This window comes from Halegenticoccus soli (assembly GCF_002844195.1).
GTDB classification, from domain to species: domain Archaea; phylum Halobacteriota; class Halobacteria; order Halobacteriales; family Haloferacaceae; genus Halegenticoccus; species Halegenticoccus soli.
The window spans coordinates 168,469-189,805 of the sequence record NZ_PEND01000001.1 but is presented as its reverse complement, the minus strand read 5'-3'; the positions used below and the strand labels follow the sequence as shown (position 1 = coordinate 189,805).

The following is a 21,337-nucleotide window of genomic DNA, read 5'->3' as shown; positions in this document are numbered from 1 at the left end:
GGTGCCTCACGCCGCACCGCACTCCGTTCTCGTCGCCGTTCGAGTATCAGCGTAGGCCCTAATCTGTTTGGTTCGAAGACAATCGCGGTTTTTTGCGTTTTCGTCACGGTCGATCGAAACGGGCGGCGAACGCACCGTTTAGCGCTCGGGCCCGTCGTGCCATCCCAGGATCTGTCCGACCGACCGACAGTTCGGGCGCGACGTTCGCTCGGTTCGGAGATCGACTTCCCGGAGTCCGGCGACCCGTCGCGTCGAAAAGCGCGCCGCGTTCGTATGCGCCGTCCGGGAATTGAACCCGGGCTAGTGGCTTGGGAAGCCACTGTCCTACCACTGGACCAACGGCGCTCTCGAATCGCATCATCCCGTACAAGGTCGCTCACCTTGAAGATGGCGATCTCGCCCTCGTATCGCCCTTTCGAGTGCTACGCGGGTGAAGCGCTCTCAATGTGGCGTCTCGTGGAACGGGACGATCGGTTAAATTCCCGCGTCGGTGGCTGTGGCGACGCTACACGTTTGGCCAACTCCCCCGCCGGAGTGCAGTGAACGGATCAGGAGCGATGAGAGCTATAGCGAAGAGACGTGATAATGAGCGATCACCACCACCCGGTCTCGCATCTCGCCATTTCGATTGGGCGCGTCGCTTAATACGTCAATGCGTGAACCCCACTCTGCCGATGGCCTTGAACCGAGAGCAGTCGAGCGATACCGAGCCATCGTCGAGGGAGAGTGACGTAGATGGCCCGCCAACATACGAATTAGCGTGTGTCGAGTGTAACTACGAAGAGACCATCGACGGGCTTCGCGCTGCTCTGAACGAAGGGACACGGCACGAAGACGAGTTTGGCGAGGAGCACTTCGTCGAGATGGTGCTCGTAGAGTAGTTCCCCCACTCGTCTCCGTGATCTCATTTATCAGCGGACAAGGCGAATACCGCGAGGCGTGACCTCGGGGATGAAGCCGACACTCAGATGTACAAACCAGTAAATCAACACGTTTCCAATCGAGAGACGGCGATGGAATACAGTAGACAGCGATGGAAGACAGTCACCGCTACCACGCGTACCCGACACAAGAGGTGGCGGAGCGACTGGAACATCAGTTAGACGTCCATCGCCAACTCTACAACCACGTCCGCTGGGACTACGTGGACTACCAGCACAAACCCACGACGTGGCTCGTCAAAGAATACGACGTCGCGTTCGTGGAAGACCTGAATGTTCAGAAGATGCTTCAGGGCTTGACCCCGAGGCGATTCACCGTCTCGGTAACGCGTACTACGAGAGCGGAGTACCGGACGGCGCGTCCGGAAAGCGCCGGCTTTGAGAGAGGCTGACGGCCTCGCTCGTCTTTCGCGGATTTTGACGGATCGGTCACGAGCCGTTTTTGTACCCTGATCGTAGGGGGAATCGCCCCGTCGGGGAGAGACGGGGGGCGGATCCGCCGATTCGAATCAGAGGCACCCCGACCCGGCCCTCCGTTCTACGCCGAACAGTCCCCCCGGACGAGAGCGGCGTCCGTAGCCGGCGCTAACGTACAGTCATTTGACATCCGAAAAGGATTTTATGATAAACCGTGTAGGTTAGGACGGCCCGTGCGACATCGGGCCGAAGTGGGGTGCCTCTGACGACCGTGAATGAGCTTCTCTTCAACATACCCACTTCCAAACTGAAACCGTCGTAGCCGCCGGCGTTTCGACGACCCGTTCGGCGAGCTTCATCCGTCGTTCGACACCGCGCGAGCCCTCGTCCCTGAGAGGCTCGGCTCTCCACCGAGGATCCGCCTGCGGAGAACGGAGGCGAGGGCGAATCGGGGGTGGAACTCACAGGAGAACAGCTATTAGGTGTATTCGATAATAACTCGTCTAGTCGGGCGCAGTCGTCTCGCTGTCGATTTGTCTCGTTCCGACAAAAAGCATATCAGTTACGAACTCCGAGGCCCGAACGGGAGGAAGCGCGCGACCAGCGGTTTCTGACACACCCGTTTCCTCCCCTCGACCCGTGCGGCGGACCCGCCGCCAGAAAGCATTTATCGCATACGACGAACGTTCAGGTGACCCTCCACGGGTCACGCGGTTCCTCTGACAGCGAGGCGGGCGGATCCTCCTGAGTCGTTCTTCGCGCGCCCGCCTCGCACCCGGCTCGACGGCGCGGGACGCACCTCGACGCTCCGAGTCGAAGCGACGGTCGCGGTCCGATCCCGCCGGACGTCCTCCGTCGAGTGGACGAACGTTCGAAAAGATCGGCGGAGAGGGTGGCTATTAGTCGGTCGCGCCCCTACGAGGCGACCGATGAGCAACGAGGCAACCGTTCTGTCCGACTCGGCGCCGCTCGACCTCCGTCTCTCGGACGACGAACTGGAAGCGACCCGCGAGCACGTCGTCTCGTTCGTCCGCGACACCGTCGACGCGGCGAACGCCGACGGCGCAGTTCTCGGACTCTCGGGCGGTATCGACAGCACCCTGACCGCGCACCTCGCGGTCGAGGCGCTCGGCGAGGGCGGACTCCACGCTCTCGTCCTCCCCTCCCGGGTCAACACGGACGAGAACATGAGCGACGCCGAACGCGTGGCGCAGACGCTGGGAATCGAGTACGACGTGATCGAGATCAACCCCATCGTCGAGCGGTTCTTCGACGCGCTCCCGGAGGCCGCCGGCGATCAGACGGCGGCGGGGAACGTCCGCGTCCGGACGCGGGCCGTCCTGAGCTACTTCGTCGCCAACCACGAGAACCGAATCGTCCTCGGGACGGGCAACCGGAGCGAGGCGCTCACCGGATACTTCACCAAGTACGGCGATCAGGCGGTCGACTGCAACCCCATCGGCACCCTCTACAAGCAGCAGGTCCGCCAGCTGGCGGCCCACGTCGGCGTCGCCGACGACCTCGTGACGAAGACGCCCTCGGCCGAAATGTGGACGGGACAGACCGACGAGGAGGAGATGGGGCTCGACTACGACACGCTCGACGCCGTCCTCGCGCTACACGTCGACGGTCCGCTGTCGAAGGCCGCCACCGTCCGGCACCTCGGCGTGACCGAAGAGCAGATCGAGCGCGTGGTCTCGCTGGTGGACGCGAGCGCCCACAAGCGCTCGATGCCGCCGGCGCCGCAGCCGCTCGGGCTCTGATCGGCCCTCCGACGCCGTCCGGACCGTCAGGAACGAGGTTCGTCCCCGCTGTCGTCCCCTCTTTCACCGTCGTCCGCGTCGCTCGCGTCGTTCGCGGGTCCCGGACCCGCGGGATCTGCGGCCCCAGCCCCCCCGGGATCGCCTCCCTGGACGGCGCGGTCGCCCCTGTCCGCGGCGATGTCGCCGGCGTACCGCTCCACCAGCCGTTCGAACGCGATCGCCTCCGCCACCGCCCGCTCGTCTCGGCTTCGACGGTCCCGCAGACGCTCTTTGACGGTCCGGACGGCGTCGGGTTTGTTCGCCGCGATCTCCTCTGCGACCGCGCGAGGATCGGGGACGATCCGCGAGACGAGGCCGATCCTGAGCGCCTCCTCGGCGTCGACGACGCGACCCGAGAGCGCGAAGTCGAGCGCGTCCCCCTCGCGGAGCGCACGCGGGAGCCGGATCGTCCCGCCCCACGCACCGAACAGCCCGAACCGCACGCCCGGCTCGGCGAACGTCGCCGCCGGCGTCGCGACGCGGAGATCGCAGGCGAGCGCGAGCTCCACCCCGCCGCCCCGCGCCGCCCCGTTGATCCCGGCGACGACGACCGACTCGGCGGACTCGATCGCGTCGGCGACGCGCTGACCGCGGCGCGCGAACGCCGCCGGATCGTCCAGGTCGACCACCGCGTCGAGGTCCGCGCCGGCGCAGAAGGCGTCGCCGGCCCCCCGGAGGTACACGACCGGCGCGTCGGCGTCGGTCACGGCCGCCTCCAGCGCGTCGAGGTCGGTCGGCCGGAGGGCGTTGCGGCGGCGGGGACGATCGAACGTGACGACCCGGAGCTCGCCCGCGTCCGTCGTGCGAATCATGGTCTCAGCAGTCGGGGCGTTTCCAAAGGTCTTTGCCCTTCCCCCCGCTAGGCCGGCGTAATGGACGACGCCGTGCGGGCCCGTGAAGCCGCGCGCGAGGCGCTTTCCGACGTCGAACCGGGGGCGTTGCGCGAGGTGCTCTACGACCACCTCGCGGACGCTTCGATGACCCCCGGAGTGCTCACGTTCGTGAGCGCGCGGGCGCTCGACCCGGGCGTGGACCTCGACCTCATCGCGGAGCGGGCCGCCGGAGTGCAACTGATCTACGAGGGGCTCTGGCTCACCCGCGGACTCGCACACGACGAGCCGTGGACGGAGCTCTCGGAGGCGGACGTCCGGGCTGACATGGAGATCCTCGCCGCCGACGTGTTCGTCTCCCGCGGGTTCTACCTCCTCGCGCGGACGGAGGCGGCGGAGCGCGCCGTCGGGACCGTCCGGGCGTTCGGGCGGGACCAGACGACGCGGCGGTCGGTCCCCGAGGCGGACCGGGAGGCGCTCGACCGGAACCTCGAAGCGGACGTGTTCGAACTCGCCGTCGCCGCCGGGACGAGCGCCGTCGACGGGGGCGCCCCGCCGGCCGCGCTCCTGGACTACGCGTCGGGGCTCGCCCGGGGGTACGACGGCGACCTCCCGCCCGCGGCGGCCGCGCTGCCCGACGGGACCGCGGAGCGCATCGCGTCCTTCTCTGCGGACGGGACGGACGACCGTGTGCCGTCGTCTCCAACGGACCCGTAAATCGAAACGCCTAAAGACGAATCCGGCAAACGGAAGAGTGCGCGCCTGGGTAGCTTAGCGGTAAAGCGCGTCCTTGGTAAGGACGAGAGCCCGGGTTCAAATCCCGGCCTAGGCTTGTAAGAAATTCTTCAAATCCTACCTTCACCTTCCCTCTAAGCGGCTGCGTATCTGGGTTTTCGGACACTGGCATATATCTGTTGTATGATTATTTCGCTCAGGAAACGGGGGTCTGGGCATGACGGCGCCCGGTTCGGAGGACTCCAACTCCGTCAAGATTGGAGTTGAGATCGAGCCAGGTGTGTACCCCGCTGACCTCAAGGAGGTCAAGCGGTGGCTTACCTGGAAACCGACCGACGACGGACGGAAGGTTCCTCGTGCCCCGTACGCGAACCCCGGACGACCGGATCTGTTCGTCAGCGCGCAGGATCCCGAACTCTGGACCGATTTCGAGACTGCCGAGCGATGGGCCGATCACCTCCCGGACCACGGCGTCGCGTTCAACATCCCCGACCGTAAGGAATACCCGGAGGACCCGTTCGTCCTGATCGACTACGACGACGCCCGTGATCCAGAGACCGGTGCAGTTCATCCGGTGGTTCGTGAACACCTCGAACGCGCCAGTTCGTATGCGGACGTAAGCACCTCTGGGACCGGCATCCACATCTTCGCCCGTGGCCGGCTACCTGACGGCGTGAAGGCCATCAACGCCGCACTCCCCAAGGTCGACGGATTCCCCGACGCCGAGATCGAGGTATACGACTCCGGGCGGTACTCCGCGATGACCGGAGACCACCTTACCGACACCCCCCGTGAGACTACTGACTGCCAAGCGTTCATCGAGGACCTCGCCGAAGAGTACGCGACCGTCGCCGAAGGTACCCCAGACGAACTCACTCGCGAGCCTGAGAGGTCCCGCGAGGAGATCGCCGACGTCGAGATCACCACCGACCTGAAGGACGTGTTCGACGCTATCCAACACATTGGTCCGCGAGACATTCGGCTCCGGTCGACGGTTACCCATAAGCGCGCCGATGGCTCGAAGTCGCTGGACCCCTCCTGGGCCTCGTCGAAGAGCGGCACCCGCCTCGCGCAGGTCGGCGACGGATGGGTGTACCGGAAGGGGATGCGCGGTCTCGACGCCCTGCAGGTGGTCGCCCTCGAGGAGCGAATCATCAGCGACGTGAACGACTACCCGAGCGGCGAGGCTTTCTGGGAGGCCGTCGACGCCCTCCGCGCCCGGGGTGCGCACATCCCTGAGTTTGAACCCGGCGAGGAGGCCCCCGAACCGGTGGCTGTCCTTCCTGACTCTGACCGCGCTAAGGCCGCTGCGAGCGGGTGGGACTGGCAACACGCCGCGGGCGCACACACCCACGACACTGACCTCTCGATCACCGCGGCCCGCGACCGTACACAGACGGCCATCGCCGACGCCCTCAAGGCTGGCGACCAAGTGCTGATCGAGGCACTTCCGACCACCGGGAAGTCCCACGGGACCGTCCAGGCGGTCGCTGAAACCGGTGAACCGACGACTATCCTCACCACCCGGGGCCACAAAGAGCAATATGGACAGATGCGTGAGTGGTGCGACGCCGTCGGTCTCTCTCATTACACCCTCCCCTCGTTCGCCCGCGACTGCGACACCGCGAACGGCGAACACGGCGAGGATTGGGCCGAGACCGTCCGGGACTGGTACCAGCGGGGGGCGACCCCGCAGGAGATTCACAAGAATGCCGAGTACGAGCTCGGCGAACCACTCCCCTGTCAGCGCCACGAGGGGCAGGAGTGCCCGTACACCTCGAAGTGGCGGTTCGACCCCGACGAGTACGACGTCCTGATCGGACACTACGCTCACGGATACAAGCGGAAAGTGACTCAGGGCCGTGCGGTGGTGTTCGATGAGTTTCCCGCCGGCACCTACGAGACCCCCCTCGCGGGCCAGCGCCTGGCCGGTGCAATCACCTACTACCTGCAGGTCACAGACGCGGTCCCGTTCGACGACTACACCGACCTAATCGAGAATCGGCGCGACGAGGAGCGCCGGGCAGAGGCCCTTGCCTGGTTCGCCGACCAGGACCTCGAGACCGACGGGGAACTCGTGTTTGGTGACCGGCAGGCTGACGCTCGCGCCCCCCTTGCAGTATTCACTATCCTCGCTGGTTCCGGGGAAGAACTCGGAAACGGATGGGAGCGCGCCGAGCTCTGTGAGCATAGCATCGGCTTGTACGACCGTGAAAACGGCGTGGTGTGGCTTCTCACTCCTCCCGCCCTCCAGTACACCCGTTCGGTCCTCGCGCTCGACGGGACGCCAACGCCGGCGCTCTGGGAGCTCTCACTTGGCACTCGGTTGAACCACCGACAGGTGCTCACCGACGTCGAACGCCGAGAGTATCTTCGGGATGTCCTGAACCTGAACCTGATCCGGACCACCGATGCTGTGAAGCCGTACAACTCGGCCGATCACGTCTCCGTGAACCAAGACGCCGCGCTCCTCGATGCGATTACCGATCAACATAGGGAATCGCCCGCGGTCATCACGACGTCGACGGCCCTCGATCAGTACGAGGCCAACGGGCTTCTCGAGCTGGGCAACGATGGGGAGGTCCTCGACGGCCCCGCCAGCGCAACCGGGTACTACGGAAACGTACTCGGCTCTAACAAGTTCGGAGAGACTCGTCTCGGTGCGGTGATCGGCTCGAATCACTACGGCGACGGATACATCAAGCGTTGGGGGGCGTATGCCGGCAAGGCCGTCGAACGTGGTGAGGAAAAGGGTACGGGCCTCTCCTACGGATCCTTCGGGGATCAAGTCCTCCAACATATGAGGGAACACGAGACACTCCAGGCTGTGATGCGGTTCGGTCGCGACGGGAATGGGGCAACGGTGTACGTCCACACTGACACCCTCCCCGACTGGGTCCCCGTCGCCGGCGAGGGGCGCGTCCTCACCACCTGGTCCGACGGGATGCGTGAGGTGATCGACGCGGCCGCCGAGCTTGACGAGTGGCGCACTGGGGAGATCGCCGACCAGGTCTCGATCAGCGAGCGCCAGGTCCGGGACCACCTTCACACCCTCCAAGAGCGTGGGTATCTCGAAGTCCGCCACGAGGACCGTGGATTCACCTGGCTCGACACCGGCCTCCACCGGGTGAACGAACACGGCGAGGTCGAACTCGAGCCCGTCGATATCGATGATCTGACCGAGGTCGAGGTTGCGGAAGTGATGCGTAGTAGTTACTATACGTGGGAGTTCCGCAAAAACGGACAATCACTGGTCGGATACGCTGTTGATGATTCTATAAGCGAAGGTGGCGCCGTCAACGGAGGAGGTACTCGACTGGTCCAGGGTGGTCAACCCCCAGGGTAATACCCCGAAACCGCCGGATGACGCTCCGGCCATTAGCCGCTGGTATCTCCTTCCCGGCCACAGGGCGAGGGTTTCGCTCGAGATCGGCGGCCGGTGTTGAGTGTTAGGGAAATCACCTTACGCCGTTCATTTTCTCCTTACAAATTAAAATTATATACTGCTACCCCGGGTGGATCCAAGTGACGGTGACAATATGGAAACGGCAACCACCGGTCAAGAGAACGGCATCGACAGTTCCGCTGGACCTCGCCGCGCCATTGATGCGACCATCGCCGATCTTAGGGAGGAGAACTACGACCACTATGAGCTCGCCAACGCGCTCCTTGAGGCTCGAGACACGCTCTTAGTGAACGGCCGCATCCCTGACTGGTTCGGCCAAGAAGAGGCGCCTGCGTACCGTCATACTACCCGCGACTGACTGGGTCCCCTACATCCCCCTCCCTGACGTTCTTCTTCGACTCCCACTGGCTTGACGACAGCTTTCGAACCGCTGTGTCACTATACCACATATGGTGAGTACAGCGGCTCTACTTGTCGGTCAGGTCGTAGCAAAGTTATTCGTGTTTCAGAATGGACTCACCATCAAAGGAGTCCAGTTGCTATGAATTTATCAACCATATTCGATGGTCTCGAAACATCCTGCAAGCGGTACGGTCCCGGCCGGCTACCCGGATCAGAACGGTATGACGTCGGGGCGGGCTATGCGATGGCGTCGGCCGCACTCGGTGTTACGGTTTTGTACGCGCTTATCGCGTACAGTTTAGAGGTCTCGGGATCGCCGATCGGGTCCGATTGGCGATTTCTCCGGACGATGGCGCTATATGCCCTTCCGCTTATTGTCCCCGTGGCGTTCATCTCTGCAGTGCTCGTCTGGCGGCTCCTACCTGCCAACGTCTCGTACTACGGTGCAATTGGCGGTGTGGCGGCAACTGTCGGGACGTATATTGGCTCGTTGGCCGTAGTCTTCGCACTTGCCATCGTGACCATTCTCGTCACCGGGGAGACTGTACAGGTCTTGGAGGTGCTTGCCACTATGGGTGCCATCGGATTCGTCGCATTTGCAGCGACGTTCTGGCTGACGCTTCCTGTAGGATGTATCGCCGGCATCGTTCACGAGCACGTTCACGCCCGGGCGTAGGGGAGCGGTGTTTGAACCAGCATGAGAATGCCACAGGTGCGCACTTGCTGAACAGCCAGTTCACCGGCACTTATGGTAAAAACGACACCTTGTAAAGTATTCTGTGACACGCTCCTGCAGGAACGACTCGAAAAACGGTTTCCCGAGATGGTAGCTCTACAGTGCTCGGCCGAAACTTGCAGTCCTGCTTTAACGCTCTACTTGGTCAACGGGCCAGTAGAGCACCCGGCCGGCGGTCCGTCGACTGCTAACCTCTCCCCGATCACGAAGCTCTTGGAGCTTCCGGCGGGCTGTATCCGGTGAGAGACCCGTCGCCTCGGCGACATCGGCTGACGTGATGACTGGTGGGCCGTCGACCGCGTCAAACACCGCTTGGACGTCATCGAGAGACGCCTGCTCGACGAATCTCCCTGATTCATTCCGCTTGTCCATAGGGGCCGATCTGATCCGTACTCCATAGCCGTTACGGGTACCCGTGAGGGGAATACAGTACGGCGAATCCGTTATGCAACAACCGTGCACGGATTGCCGTGCGGGATACACTGCATGGACAGGACTTATAACCCATTCTGTGCATGGACGAGTCGAGACATCCGGGTTCCTCCGAGGCGTGAGATACGGAAACGCCCGGGCGTAGGAGCGCCCGAGCCTGGTTGTCTTAGCCAACAACCATGTCGACCTACGAAATCGGTCAACAAGAAACCGACGAACCGACCGTTGACCTTCCCCCCGCGAGAGACCTCGCCGTCGCGGACACCGGCGCGGGCCTCCTCGTCTACGAGATCGAACGCGAGTACCGTGAGCACATCGGGCGTGAGGCGGAGATCGCCCGTCGGCTGATCGGCTTCGCTGACGTTACTAACTGGGGGGTGATCGCCGAGGCCGTCCGGGCCCGCGGTGGGGGACACGGTGATGTCCTCCACCTTCCCGAGTACGGCCTCACTGAACTTCCGGATCCAGCTATGGATCTGTGAGTGCTGATACCCCTCCAGCACTGACCGAGATCAGTGAGTGAATTGATTTCCGAATAGGTTACTGCATCAGGCAGTGACTCCCTTATGGAGGAGAACGATGTGCGATTCTGAACAGGAGACCTCACCAGTACTACTCAAGAGTGACCGGGCGCTCGTCCACGAACTGGAGGCCGCAGCCGTTGAGCAGTGGGATGATGAATACGCGATCAACATCCGGCGATGGTCAGATGGGACCGCGCAGATATACGCCGAACACCTCTTGGGACTCACCCCAGACGGTCACCGGAAGATGGAACGGCTGATGCCTGACGGAGAGGATAACTTCGGCATTGATTTCGTCGTGGAGACTCGGTCCGAGACGAAGAGAAGTGAGGTGATCGAGTACCCTGTTAACGGGACCAGTGTCACTAATAACGAGTAAGGGCTTCCGGCGTAATCGGGGCGTTCGGCTGGTGTGGGGTAAAGCGATCGTGTACTCGAGGTACTGTAATTAGACAATCGGGGCTCTGTTGAAATCCGCCGCTGCTGACAAGAGCCGCGTTCGGAATACAAAGGGAGTATGCAGAGGGAGTATGCATCAAGGTACTTCTTGGTATGTGAGGCTACCTGCTCTCTGGGACAATTGTCACCAGAAGCAGGCAACTACTCCGCAATGGGAAATCACTTTTAAAATATCTGCGTGGTCGGCGGACGACCGATTGTCTTCCAATCATCTGAAAACAAACTGTTATTATGGCAACCTACAGAGGTTCGCGTATGATCTTTCTCAACCCCTCTCGCAAACCCGCTTCCGAGTACACACCTATCCCCTCCGAACAGATGATTGTCCGCCGCTACCGCTCACTGAGAGAAAAACGCCAGCTTGAGACGTACTTCACCGAGGGTTTGTTCTGCAACCACCTCACGAACTTTGACGATAAGAATGAAGGAATCCTCCAGCATCCCGGCGGATACAATTCCCTCAAAGGCGCTCTTGCAGCAGACTCTATGCGAAAACGACAGCGCATGGACGAAGACATTGACATAGCATCCGACGAAGAATTCCAGGAGGCGCTCGACCAGTACCATCGCGACTCCCGCCGCCAGCACTTTGCCAACTGCTGGCGACTCGGCACCGAAGAGAAAGACGCCATCTGGAAATGCTACACTCAAGACGACGAGATGAAAGCCGGGTGTGCGGTCGAGACCACTGTCGGCCAGCTGATTGCCGCCCTGCCGTCCCGGCCGGCGATCCAAGACGAAGATGACGAGTTCGATCCGGACAACATCACGGAGACCCCTGAATGGAATCTCTCGTTCACCACGGAGACGTGCGACATCCGGTTTGGAGCCTGCAAATACCAGCAGGACGAAAACCCTACACAGGACCAACCAGCGGGCTGGAACGCGGCTATTACCTTCTTCAAAGGCGAAGACTTCGACGACGAAATCGAGTTCCGCATCCTGGTCAATCCGTTTACAAACAACGGGTTCATTGAGTCCGCAGCAGACGGAACCCCGGTCGCGTTCCGGCCTGACCTCGAGGAGGATCCATTTCGGAAACTACCGGCGGCGACCGAATGGATGACCAACCGCCTCATACTGGCTCCGAATGCCACAGAGGAAGAGCGGGACAAGGTCGAATCGTGGCTTAACGAGTTTGAGGTGGTGGTCGGCAATGGGTCCGATGCGGATTTAGAGGTGATCGAGTCGACGGACTCGGGGACGACGCTCCAGGACAAGTACGAGTACACGGCGGAGCTGGCTGGCCTCGCGAACTACGATGGCTCGGTTGAGCATCTTGAACACGCAATGGGACGGTTTCTGACGAAACGCGATTGGGACGTCTGGCCAGTTGTCGATCTGGTTGAGATCAGTTCGGACAATGCCGGTGCGTTCCTCGAAGCGTACTGGCATCGGTCGGAAGACCCGGTATTCGAGATGAACGAGTACGGGCACCACGACATTCAGCGGGTGTGGGTCCGGCGCTTCACGGACCCAACCGAGGAGCCGGAAATGTGGAAAAACACGCTTGCAGAAGAAGCAGAAGAGGACTCCAGGGAGCAGTCTACTGAATAATGAGACCGGTTCTACGTCCCCCCAGCGATCATCTTGGGATCTTGAGTTTAATATATCCATAGAGGCCGGCACCGGCAGGATTAGGAGCTTCGGTAGCCAAAAACGAGATCACGCCTTAGGCGAGGCCGCCGATCAGGAGCGCGAACAAGGCCCCCAATCGCCAGTCGATACCGTTGGGTTTCGAATTCTTGGTCGGCTACACTGAGGGGCCCCTGTCTCCGTCACCTTCGGATATTATGACGTGTTTGCGGGTCAAGTGTGGGTTGCTGTCCCGCTGACGCTTCTGGTGTCATCATTGCTATTCGGCTGGTATCTTTCCGTCTGAAAGTTGATGAGCGAGAACAGTAGGTACAATATTCGCATAGCCTCTTCGCAGGCAATTCAGCCTGAATCTGGTTGTGAGATATGCGCTGTGTATTCAGCACGGCTGCTGAAACCTATCACCAGTTGAGGGTTTCAATAAGGACACAATCGGGCCCTTACTGTGTTCATCAATCCAAGAACTGATCGAGTAACTCGTATTCGGAGAGTAAGCCAAACTCCGCACGGTGCGCTATAAGGTCGGTGCGGATGATCAGTCGGAGTAAATCCGTGAGGATAAGATAGGCGATGAAGGCGTTGTCCTCACCCATTCGGAGGTGACCATGCGCAGTTCGGTTCCGAAGGTTTCCACCTGCAAGCTCTCCGAGCCGATCGTTGTACATATACTTCAGGTACTTGTGGAAACGCTGGTCAACGTAGTTTTCCAAGACATCGAGTAATGATCCGAGTGTGCGGGTGCCCGTTCCCGAATCAAAAAGGGCGTCGACGTCCTCACCCTTCGACTGCAGAACGTTGAACATCATTGACTCAAGCCGGGGAATGCCGAGGTGGATGGCCTCACCATACCGCTTCTCCCATAACGCGGTGATGAAACTGATTGCGTACCATCGGTCATCGGCTGAGATGGATTCACAGTTAAAGAAAATTTGATAGAGCAACCCACGTGTGACGACGCCCTCATTCACGAGTTCAAAGAGGGTCTGGGGTGCCAACGGTGCATAAACCGATAAATTCGTGAGATAGGACTGGGTGACCTCGATTTCATCTCCATCGGGGGTTTGACGAACAACGTGCCCCGTATCCGATGGTGCGACCGTCGATATCCGGTCAAGAAGAGGCTGACGATCCGTATCTTCTGCCGGGAGAAACTTGTTCTGGGTCGCAAACCAGTAGATGGCTCCTTTCCGAGAATGACGTGCAGCTAACAGCTTGAATAGCTGGGTGTTTCTCTGGACATCACTACGGAACGCATCGTCCATATCATTGGTGTGAAGCGGTGTACCTTTCCGCCGAAGTTGTTTTGCGCCCGACCGGAATGCCTCATTCATCTCGCGTTTCCACTCTTGCTTCTCAGCATCAGACAAGGTGCTACTAACCGTACTATCTTCTAATCCCCGCAACAATGTGCCGCCTCTGACGACTGGATCCGATTGCAGTGCTGCCTCACTGTGATAGGTTTCGACGTATCGTCTTGCGACACCGCGTTGGTCAATCCCAACCACTTTGGCTAATTCCAGAGCATCCTCGAGGAGCATCCGTTCTTGCTGTGACTCTCCATTAGATGCATATCGGTTGGCTTGTTGAAGGGTGATGACGAATATACGGAGAAGAGCCTGTTCATCGGCATCGTAATGATTCTCGTAGATGAGGGAAACAAGCTCGTGATAGGTGTTTAATGGTAGATCGGATGCACCGTAGAAATGATCGTCGCAGTACCGGACGATGTCGTTCAGAATGGTAGATGAATCTCTATTCAGTTCTTTCTCTGTCTTCAGCAACCACGTAAGAACGTGCTTGGCGACGTGGTGCCACTCCATTGCATCAGCTTCTTCCAACGTATCATAGAGCAAGTGGAGTGCTGAAATAGCCTCGTAATAGTTTCTCTCGGTTTCCCACTCAGTGAGTGCCACCGCTGCAGAAATAGAAGGATGCGTCACCGATAGGTTGTCAAGGAGATCGTCTATTTTCTCGTGGGGATCCTCGTCGAACTGGTCCGCGAGTACGATCCACTGATAAATTGATCGGAGACTCGACGCGAAGTGATAGTGGTCATCCGGATCCGCCTGTGCCCGCTCCAGATACTCCTCCACCGTTGATGCCGTGGGATAATGATAGGCGATTTCGTTTTCTGTGGGGAACCGGAATAGCATCCTCTGCTACAGTGTTATTTCACTGGTAATTTATTCTACGGTATAAAGGAGCATACCTCTGCTGGACCAGACACGATATTCCGGGTAATCACGGGGGTAGAATCAGAACCCCTGGGTCGCACCACTTATTATTCTAAACTGTAACCCCTACTGTAGATGGTCGAGAATTTCAACGAGAAGGCCGATTTCATCTGGTCTATAGCCGACCTTCTCCGAGGGGATTACAAGCAGTCGGAATATCAGAAAGTCATCCTGCCGATGACGGTCCTCCGCCGTCTCGACTGCGTTACGGAGCGGAACAAAGCGGATGTGTTGGACCGGTACGAGAAACTACAGAGCCAGGGTATCGAGAACGTCGCCCCGGCACTGAAGAAAGCGGCCGGCGAAAAGGTCTACAACACGAGCGAGTACACCTTCGAGACGCTGTGCAACGACCCGGACGACATCGCGAGTAACCTCCAGTACTACATCAACTCTTACGACGAGGAGACGAGGGAGATCTTCGATAAGTTCGACTTCGGGCACCAGATTCAGCGCCTCGACGAGGCGGATCTTCTCTACCAGATCGTCCATGAGTTCGCGGAGATCGACCTCCATCCCGACGTCGTGCCGAACCAGGAGATGGGGTACATCTACGAGGAACTCATCCGGAAGTTCAGCGAGCTCAGTAACGAGACCGCTGGGGAGCACTTCACGCCCCGCGAGGTCATCGAGTTGATGGTGAACCTTATCTTCGACGAGGACGACGAGGTGCTGACCGAGGAAGGGGCCGTTCGGACGGTGTACGACCCCGCCTGTGGAACCGGCGGAATGCTCAGCGTCGCGGAGGACCACGTCCGAGGCTTCAACGAAGAGGCGAATCTCCACGTTTTCGGACAGGAGTTGAACCCGGAGAGTTATGCCGTCTGTAATTCGGACATGCTCATCAAGGGCCAAGAGCCCGAGAACATCATCTACGGTAATTCCTTTACACAAGACGGGTTCCCCGACCGGAAGTTCGACTACATGCTCTCGAATCCGCCGTTCGGTGTCTCCTGGAAGAAGGTCAAGGACCACATCGAACGGGAACACGAAGAGCAGGGATTTGCCGGGCGGTTTGGTGCGGGGACTCCCCGGGTGAATGACGGGGCGTTCCTCTTCCTCCAGCATATGATTAGCAAGATGAAGCCGCCAGAAGATGGGGGCTCTCGCATCGCGATCGTGTTCAACGGCTCACCGCTCTTTAACGGTGGTCCAAATAGCGGCGAGTCAGCCATCCGGCGGTGGATCATCGAGAACGACTGGCTGGAAGGCATCGTCGGGCTCCCCGAGAACCTCTTCTACAACACGGGCATCCGGACGTACATCTGGGTCCTCTCGAACGACAAACCGGAACACCGCGAGGGCAAAGTCCAGCTCATCGACACACGGGACCTGTACGAGGAGATGGACGAGAGTCTCGGGGAGAAACGCCACAAGCTCAGCGAGGAGCACATCAACGAAATCACTCGGATCTTCGGCGACCTCGAAGCCAATGGTCGGTCGAGGGTCGTCGACGGCGAGGAATTCGGCTATCGGCGCATCGTCATCGATCAGCCACTTCGGCTCCGGTTCAAAGTCACCGAGGAACGTATCGAAGCACTCGATGACGAGCGGGCGTTTACGAACCGGGACGAGGACGTTCAGGAGCGCATCAAAGAGGCGCTGTCCGAGATTGAGGAGGAGAAGGTCTGGATGGACCGGGAATCGTTCTTGAATGACGTTGAGCTCAAGTTGAATATGGCTGGCCTCGACGTCCGGAAGAGCGTCTACAACGCCATCGAACGGGTTATGGGAGAGCGGGACCCTGAAGCGGAGATCTGCCGTGATGGGAACGGTAATCCGGAGTACGATAGCGACTTACGGGAGAAAGAACGAGTTCCCCTTGGTATAGACCCACACGACTACTTTGAGGAGGAAGTAGCACCGTATCTGGAAAATGCTTGGATTAACGAGGAGAGCAAATATCACGACGACAAAGATGGCGACCTGGGAATAGTTGGTTATGAAATCAATTTTGATCGGTTCTTTTTCGAATATACGGACTCAGGAGGGCTCCCCAGGATCAATACTCAATTGAATTCGGTTGGTGCGGATGTTGTAAGCGGCATTGAAGGTCTGATTTCAGGAGAGAGTCAGATACAGGATGCCGTCACAAAGGGAGTAGAGGAGGACGTACCGATGAAAGATTCAGGCGTTGGTTGGATTGGCGAGGTTCCCGAGCACTGGGATGTCGTTAGAACTCGGTTTGTTGCTCGGCTGGAGTCCGGCCACACCCCCGATAGGTCAAACGACGAGTACTGGGAGAACACGAATATCCCGTGGGTAACGACTTCCGACATCAAGCCCTTCCGTAAAGGGAAGAAGATCTACCTCAACGACACAAAGCACAAGATTAGCCAGCTGGGTTTGGAGAACTCAGGCGCACGCCTCCTTCCAGAAGGAACGGTATTCCTCTCCCGGACTGCATCTGTTGGCTTCTCTGGGATTATGGGCCAAGACATGGCGACCTCACAAGACTTCGCTAATTGGGTATGTGGAGATGAGATTATCCCAGAATATCTCCTCTATGTCTTCCGTTCGATGGACTCTGAGTTTGATCGTCTTACGCAGGGATCCACCCACCAGACGATCTATATGCCGGATATTCGGTCATTCAAAACACCGTTACCTCCCATTGAAGAGCAACGAGAAATCGTCGAATACATCCAGTCGCAAACCGATCAACTCTGGGACCTCATCGAAAAAACCGAGGAGACAATGAATCTTCTGGAGCAGAGGCGGAAGGCACTCATCAATGCCGCAGTGACGGGTCAAACTAATGTCACAGAAGACCAAGACGATGAGTTAGAGACAACCATATGAGTAAGATACACGACGAAGGGAAGTTTGAGGACGAGATTGCGGCTCACCTCGTCAACTACGGCGGCTACGAGCACTTGCCGTCCGAGGAATTCGATCGGGAACGAGGTATCTTCCCAGACGTCGTCGTGTCGTTCGTCAAGAAAACTCAACCAGAGCGATGGGAGCGGCTGGAGACTGCCTACAAGGGGAATGCACGGAAGCGATTCCTGCAGGACCTCGCCAGCGCGATGGAAAGCCGAGGAACTCTACAGTTACTCCGGCACGGGCTTCGTACGACGGGGACGACCATCGAACTCGCGGCATTCAAACCGAACACCGGGCTGAACCCGGAAGTCCAGAAACGCTACGAGGCGAACCGTTTGGGAGTCACTCGCCAGTTCTACTATTCGACGACTGACCCGAAGAAGAGCATCGACCTCGCGTTGAGCGTCAACGGGATTCCGGTAGCCACGGCGGAACTGAAGAACAAGTTCACCGACCAGAGCATCGTCGACGCGAAGGCTCAGTACAAGTCCGACCGCGATCCCGGCGAACCCGCATTGAAGTTCAACCGAGGTGCGCTGGTACACTTCGCCGTCGATCAGGACGAGGTCGAGTACACGACCGAACTGAAGGGTGACGACACGTACTTCCTCCCGTTCAACAAGGGCCACGACGGCGGGGCAGGGAATCCTCCACGAGAGGATAGCCACCGGACCGCGTACCTGTGGGAGGAGGTCTGGGAGAAGGACAGCTGGATGGATATCCTCCAGCGGTTCATCCACATCGACACCGAAGAGATCCGGAAAGACGGCATGAAGGTCGGCGAGGAAGAGACGATGATCTTCCCCCGCTACCACCAGCTCGAGTGCGTCCGGAAGCTCATCGCGAGTTCCCGCGAGAACGGTGCCGGGAAGGACTACCTGATCCAGCACTCCACCGGAAGCGGAAAGAGCAAGTCCATCGCGTGGCTGGTCCACCGGCTCGTCTCCCTGCACGACGAAGCCGACGAGGCGGTCTACGATGGTGTCGTGGTCGTGACGGACCGGACGGTTCTCGACGAGCAGCTACGGAACACCATCTACGAGCTTGACCACAAGACCGGCGTGGTTTACGGCGTCAAGGGGGAGAAAGGCTCTAAGTCCGCAGAACTGGCTGAGGCCCTGGAAGCGGGCAAGCCGGTCGTCATTACCACCTTGCAGACGTTCCCGTACGTAATCGAGCACACGCAAGGAATACCCGAACGGGACTACGCGGTCGTTGTCGACGAAGCCCACAGCAGCCAGACGGGTGAGATGGCGAAGGAGATGAAGGGGATCCTCTCCGGCCAGGAGATCGAGGAGGATGACGACTGGGAGGACCTACTCGCGAAGAGCGCCGAAGCCCGGGGGGACCAGGAGAACCTCAGCTTCTTCGCGTTCACGGCGACCCCGAAGGGGAAGACGCTGGAAGCGTTCGGTCACGTGCCCGAGAACAGCGATAAGCCCGAACCGTTCCATGTCTACTCGATGCGGCAAGCCATCGAGGAGGGGTTCATTCTCGACGTACTTCAGAACTACACGACCTACGAGACCTTCTACAACATCGCGAAGGTCATCGAGGAGGACCCACAGGTCCCTCAGAAGAAGGCCGTCAAAGCCGTCTCGAAGTTCCTGAAGCTCCACCCGCACAATATCTCGCAGAAGGTGAAAATCATCGTCGAGCACTTCCGTAATCACACCCAGCACAAGATCGGTGGGAAGGCGAAGGCGATGGTCGTGACGTCGTCGAGGGTACACGCGGTCCGCTACAAGAACGCGATTGACGAGTACGTCGAAAAGAATGGGTACAATCTCAGTGCGCTCGTCGCGTTCAGTGGGACCGTCGAGGACGACGGCATCGAGTACACGGAACGGGGAATGAACGACGGTATCAAAGAGTCCGAGTTGCCGAATAAGTTCGGAACCTCCGAGTATCAGGTCCTCGTCGTGGCTGATAAGTACCAAACCGGGTTCGATCAGCCGCTTCTCCACACGATGTACGTCGACAAGCGGCTCTCGGGTGTCCAGGCCGTGCAAACGTTATCGCGGCTGAACCGGACACACCCAGGCAAGGAGGATACGTTCGTCCTCGACTTCGAAAACGATCGCGAGGACATTTACGAGTCGTTCCAACCCTACTATGAGAAGACGACCGTCGAAGAGACGACCGACCCTCAGCACATCTATCAGCTGGAGTCAGAACTCAACTCGTTCCAGATCTACACGCAACAGGAAGTCGACCAGTTCGCGGAGGCGTTCTTCAGCCCCGAGAATCGCGCCACAGAGCAGGCCCACGCGAAGCTGAACAGCCACATCCAGCCAGCCCGCGACCGCTTTATGGTTGCGGATGAAGAGACGCAGGACGAGTTCCGTTCTAAACTTCGTTCGTTCCTTCGGCTGTACAAATTCCAGTCGCAGGTAGTCAGTTATTCCGATACGACGTTAGAGAAGCTGTACACGTTCGGTCGGTTCCTCTACAAGGAACTCCCGCGGGATTCGCGGGAATCTCGCGTGGAATTCAACGACGAACTGGCTCTCCAGTACTACCGACTCGAGAAATCCGACGAGGGTGCCATCGAGCTCGATAAGTCCAATAGCGGAGTCTCTGTTCCGACCGAGACTGGCACAGGTAGTCAAGAGGACGAAGAAGTCGAACTTTCCACCATCGTTGAGAAGGTCAACGAGGCGCTGGGAACTGATTTCACAGAAGCTGACCAGCTATTCTTGGATCAGCTCAAAGAAGACGCTCTCGAAGACGATCACCTGCGAAGGTCGGCGCAGGTAAACAACGAGGAAAACTTCGCGCTCGAATTCGACAACGCTCTCACCGATATGTTCATTGATCGAATGGACCAAAATCGGGAACTGTTTGCTAAGTTTATGGACAACGATGAGATCCAAGAGGCGATTACGAAGCATCTACGTCGTGAAGTGTACGAGAAGAGTCAAACCGCCGAGAGCTGATCGAATCTGCATGTTTCTCGCCCTTGATGATGCCTGTCCCCCCAGGGAAGTGTATATTGAATATTATTCCGTAGCCTGGGTATGAACAATCGGAAGTTGGCGTTGGAGGTCGTCCATAGGCTACGTGACGATCGTCGGGAGACTTACAAGCGGACGTCCGAGGCGATCACGGCCGGCGATTCCGGGCCGGCGAAAGGCCTCGTTTCGACGGCGGAGGACTTCCTGGAGAGGGATCTTGGTACGACCGGCGGCGTCAAGGTAATGGTCGAAGAGCCCTACGTCATCGAGCTCACAGAGCCAGCGCAGTCGACACTCGATGACCCAGACCTCCTTGCCGTCTGGAGCGACCTCCTCGAGCTGATCGCGGATGACCCAGTCACCGAGTGGTCAAGGGGTGAGGCCGATGCCTGGTGATCGTCTGGAATCTATTATACTGAAACGCCAAACCAACAGACTGCACCGGTCTTGGATTTCAGTTTTGGGGGAAGGGGGTGACCAAGGCCGATGAACGACAAACTCCGGGCCCGCCGCGAGGAGACGTATCGGATGCTCGTCGCTCACGGCCGGCCCCAAGCAGAGGTCATTGCCCGGTTGAGTGACGAGTATGGCGTTACCAAGAATGCCATCCGGCAAGACATCAAGCAAATGACCGAATGGCTACCGGACCTCTCGGTTGATTTTGGTGCTGGCATCGTCCGGCTGACCAGGCTCCGCGACCAACAGCAGGAACTTGAGTTGCTCGCGATGAAGGCCGAACGAGACGAGAACTACAACGCGGCGGTGGGGGCCCGTAGGGAGATTCGGAAGGCAATCATGGCCGAGGAGCAAATCGCCTCGCGGATGGGACTTGCGCCCGAGGGTGAGGCGGATGAGAACGCCTGGGAGAAGGAGGTTCAGTCGAACATCAGCAGGGTAGAGGAGGCGCTGCTCGACGAATTCTGCGGCTTAGACCACGACCCGTACTGGTACGAGGATGGGACGCTGATGATGGAGGACGAGGATGGGAATGTATGGGATGAGGACGATAATCTGGTCCATGAAGCAGGGGGCGATTGATA

At 59.2% G+C, this 21,337-nt stretch carries 14 protein-coding genes, 2 tRNA genes and 2 pseudogenes; 14 read left to right on the top strand and 4 right to left on the bottom strand.

Annotated features, from left to right (window positions below):
- Window positions 1-274: 274 nt before the first annotated feature.
- Window positions 275-345 (bottom strand) — tRNA-Gly (locus tag CNO20_RS00960).
- Between the two features lie 688 nt (window positions 346-1,033).
- Between CNO20_RS00960 and CNO20_RS24195 the strand changes: the two are divergent.
- Both CNO20_RS24195 and CNO20_RS00945 read left to right on the top strand, forming a co-directional pair.
- Window positions 1,034-1,192 (top strand): annotated as a pseudogene (locus tag CNO20_RS24195) (helix-turn-helix domain-containing protein); the annotation flags it as partial.
- 1,095 nt (window positions 1,193-2,287) lie between these two features.
- A complete protein-coding gene (locus CNO20_RS00945) occupies window positions 2,288-3,121 on the top strand; it encodes an NAD+ synthase (protein WP_101294168.1) in 834 nt (277 codons plus the stop codon).
- Window positions 3,122-3,285: 164 nt separating this feature from the next.
- Here CNO20_RS00945 and CNO20_RS00940 read toward each other — a convergent pair.
- Window positions 3,286-3,972: pseudogene (locus CNO20_RS00940) on the bottom strand (enoyl-CoA hydratase/isomerase family protein); the annotation flags it as partial.
- A 60-nt stretch (window positions 3,973-4,032) separates the two neighbouring features.
- On the opposite strand from CNO20_RS00940, the gene CNO20_RS00935 reads away from it, so the two are divergent.
- The 5 genes from CNO20_RS00935 to CNO20_RS00915 all read left to right on the top strand — a co-directional run bounded on the left by CNO20_RS00935 (window position 4,033) and on the right by CNO20_RS00915 (window position 9,209).
- Window positions 4,033-4,707: a DUF7114 family protein gene (locus CNO20_RS00935; RefSeq protein WP_101294166.1), complete on the top strand. Its 675-nt coding sequence runs from the start codon at window positions 4,033-4,035 to the stop codon at window positions 4,705-4,707.
- Window positions 4,708-4,750: 43 nt separating this feature from the next.
- Window positions 4,751-4,822 (top strand) — tRNA-Thr (locus CNO20_RS00930).
- A 120-nt stretch (window positions 4,823-4,942) separates the two neighbouring features.
- Entirely contained in the window at window positions 4,943-8,071 is a 3,129-nt protein-coding gene (locus tag CNO20_RS00925; RefSeq protein ID WP_101294165.1) for a hypothetical protein, read from the top strand.
- 193 nt (window positions 8,072-8,264) lie between these two features.
- Complete coding sequence (locus CNO20_RS00920) at window positions 8,265-8,489, top strand: hypothetical protein (protein ID WP_101294164.1); 225 nt, start codon at window positions 8,265-8,267, stop codon at window positions 8,487-8,489.
- Between the two features lie 288 nt (window positions 8,490-8,777).
- Entirely contained in the window at window positions 8,778-9,209 is a 432-nt protein-coding gene (locus CNO20_RS00915) for a hypothetical protein (protein ID WP_101294163.1), read from the top strand.
- 189 nt (window positions 9,210-9,398) lie between these two features.
- Here the strand turns inward: CNO20_RS00915 and CNO20_RS22480 are convergent, their stop codons facing one another.
- The gene (locus CNO20_RS22480; protein ID WP_143423121.1) at window positions 9,399-9,641 is read right to left on the bottom strand and encodes a helix-turn-helix domain-containing protein; all 243 of its coding nucleotides are present in this window, start codon (window positions 9,639-9,641) and stop codon (window positions 9,399-9,401) included.
- A gap of 239 nt (window positions 9,642-9,880) precedes the next feature.
- Between CNO20_RS22480 and CNO20_RS00910 the strand changes: the two genes are divergently transcribed.
- The 3 genes from CNO20_RS00910 to CNO20_RS00900 all read left to right on the top strand — a co-directional run bounded on the left by CNO20_RS00910 (window position 9,881) and on the right by CNO20_RS00900 (window position 12,241).
- Complete coding sequence (locus tag CNO20_RS00910) at window positions 9,881-10,183, top strand: hypothetical protein (protein WP_101294162.1); 303 nt, start codon at window positions 9,881-9,883, stop codon at window positions 10,181-10,183.
- A 97-nt stretch (window positions 10,184-10,280) separates the two neighbouring features.
- On the top strand, window positions 10,281-10,604 hold the full coding sequence (locus CNO20_RS00905) for a hypothetical protein (RefSeq protein ID WP_101294161.1): 324 nt from the start codon (window positions 10,281-10,283) through the stop codon (window positions 10,602-10,604).
- A gap of 335 nt (window positions 10,605-10,939) precedes the next feature.
- Window positions 10,940-12,241 carry a hypothetical protein gene (locus CNO20_RS00900; protein WP_101294160.1) on the top strand — a complete coding sequence of 434 codons (1,302 nt, stop codon included), beginning with the start codon at window positions 10,940-10,942 and terminating at the stop codon, window positions 12,239-12,241.
- A gap of 491 nt (window positions 12,242-12,732) precedes the next feature.
- Here CNO20_RS00900 and CNO20_RS00895 read toward each other — a convergent pair whose 3' ends face one another.
- Window positions 12,733-14,433, bottom strand: a complete 1,701-nt coding sequence (locus tag CNO20_RS00895; RefSeq protein WP_101294159.1) for a hypothetical protein — start codon at window positions 14,431-14,433, stop codon at window positions 12,733-12,735.
- Between the two features lie 156 nt (window positions 14,434-14,589).
- Between CNO20_RS00895 and CNO20_RS00890 the strand changes: the two genes are divergently transcribed.
- From CNO20_RS00890 to CNO20_RS00875, 4 genes are all read left to right on the top strand, one after another.
- Window positions 14,590-17,316, top strand: a complete 2,727-nt coding sequence (locus CNO20_RS00890) for an N-6 DNA methylase (RefSeq protein WP_101294158.1) — start codon at window positions 14,590-14,592, stop codon at window positions 17,314-17,316.
- Window positions 17,313-20,279: a type I restriction endonuclease subunit R gene (locus CNO20_RS00885; protein ID WP_101294157.1), complete on the top strand. Its 2,967-nt coding sequence runs from the start codon at window positions 17,313-17,315 to the stop codon at window positions 20,277-20,279. Before CNO20_RS00890 ends, CNO20_RS00885 begins: the two co-directional genes overlap by 4 nt.
- A gap of 81 nt (window positions 20,280-20,360) precedes the next feature.
- Entirely contained in the window at window positions 20,361-20,693 is a 333-nt protein-coding gene (locus CNO20_RS00880; RefSeq protein ID WP_101294156.1) for a hypothetical protein, read from the top strand.
- Between the two features lie 90 nt (window positions 20,694-20,783).
- A complete protein-coding gene (locus tag CNO20_RS00875; RefSeq protein ID WP_101294155.1) occupies window positions 20,784-21,335 on the top strand; it encodes a hypothetical protein in 552 nt (183 codons plus the stop codon).
- The last annotated feature ends 2 nt before the right edge of the window (window positions 21,336-21,337 follow it).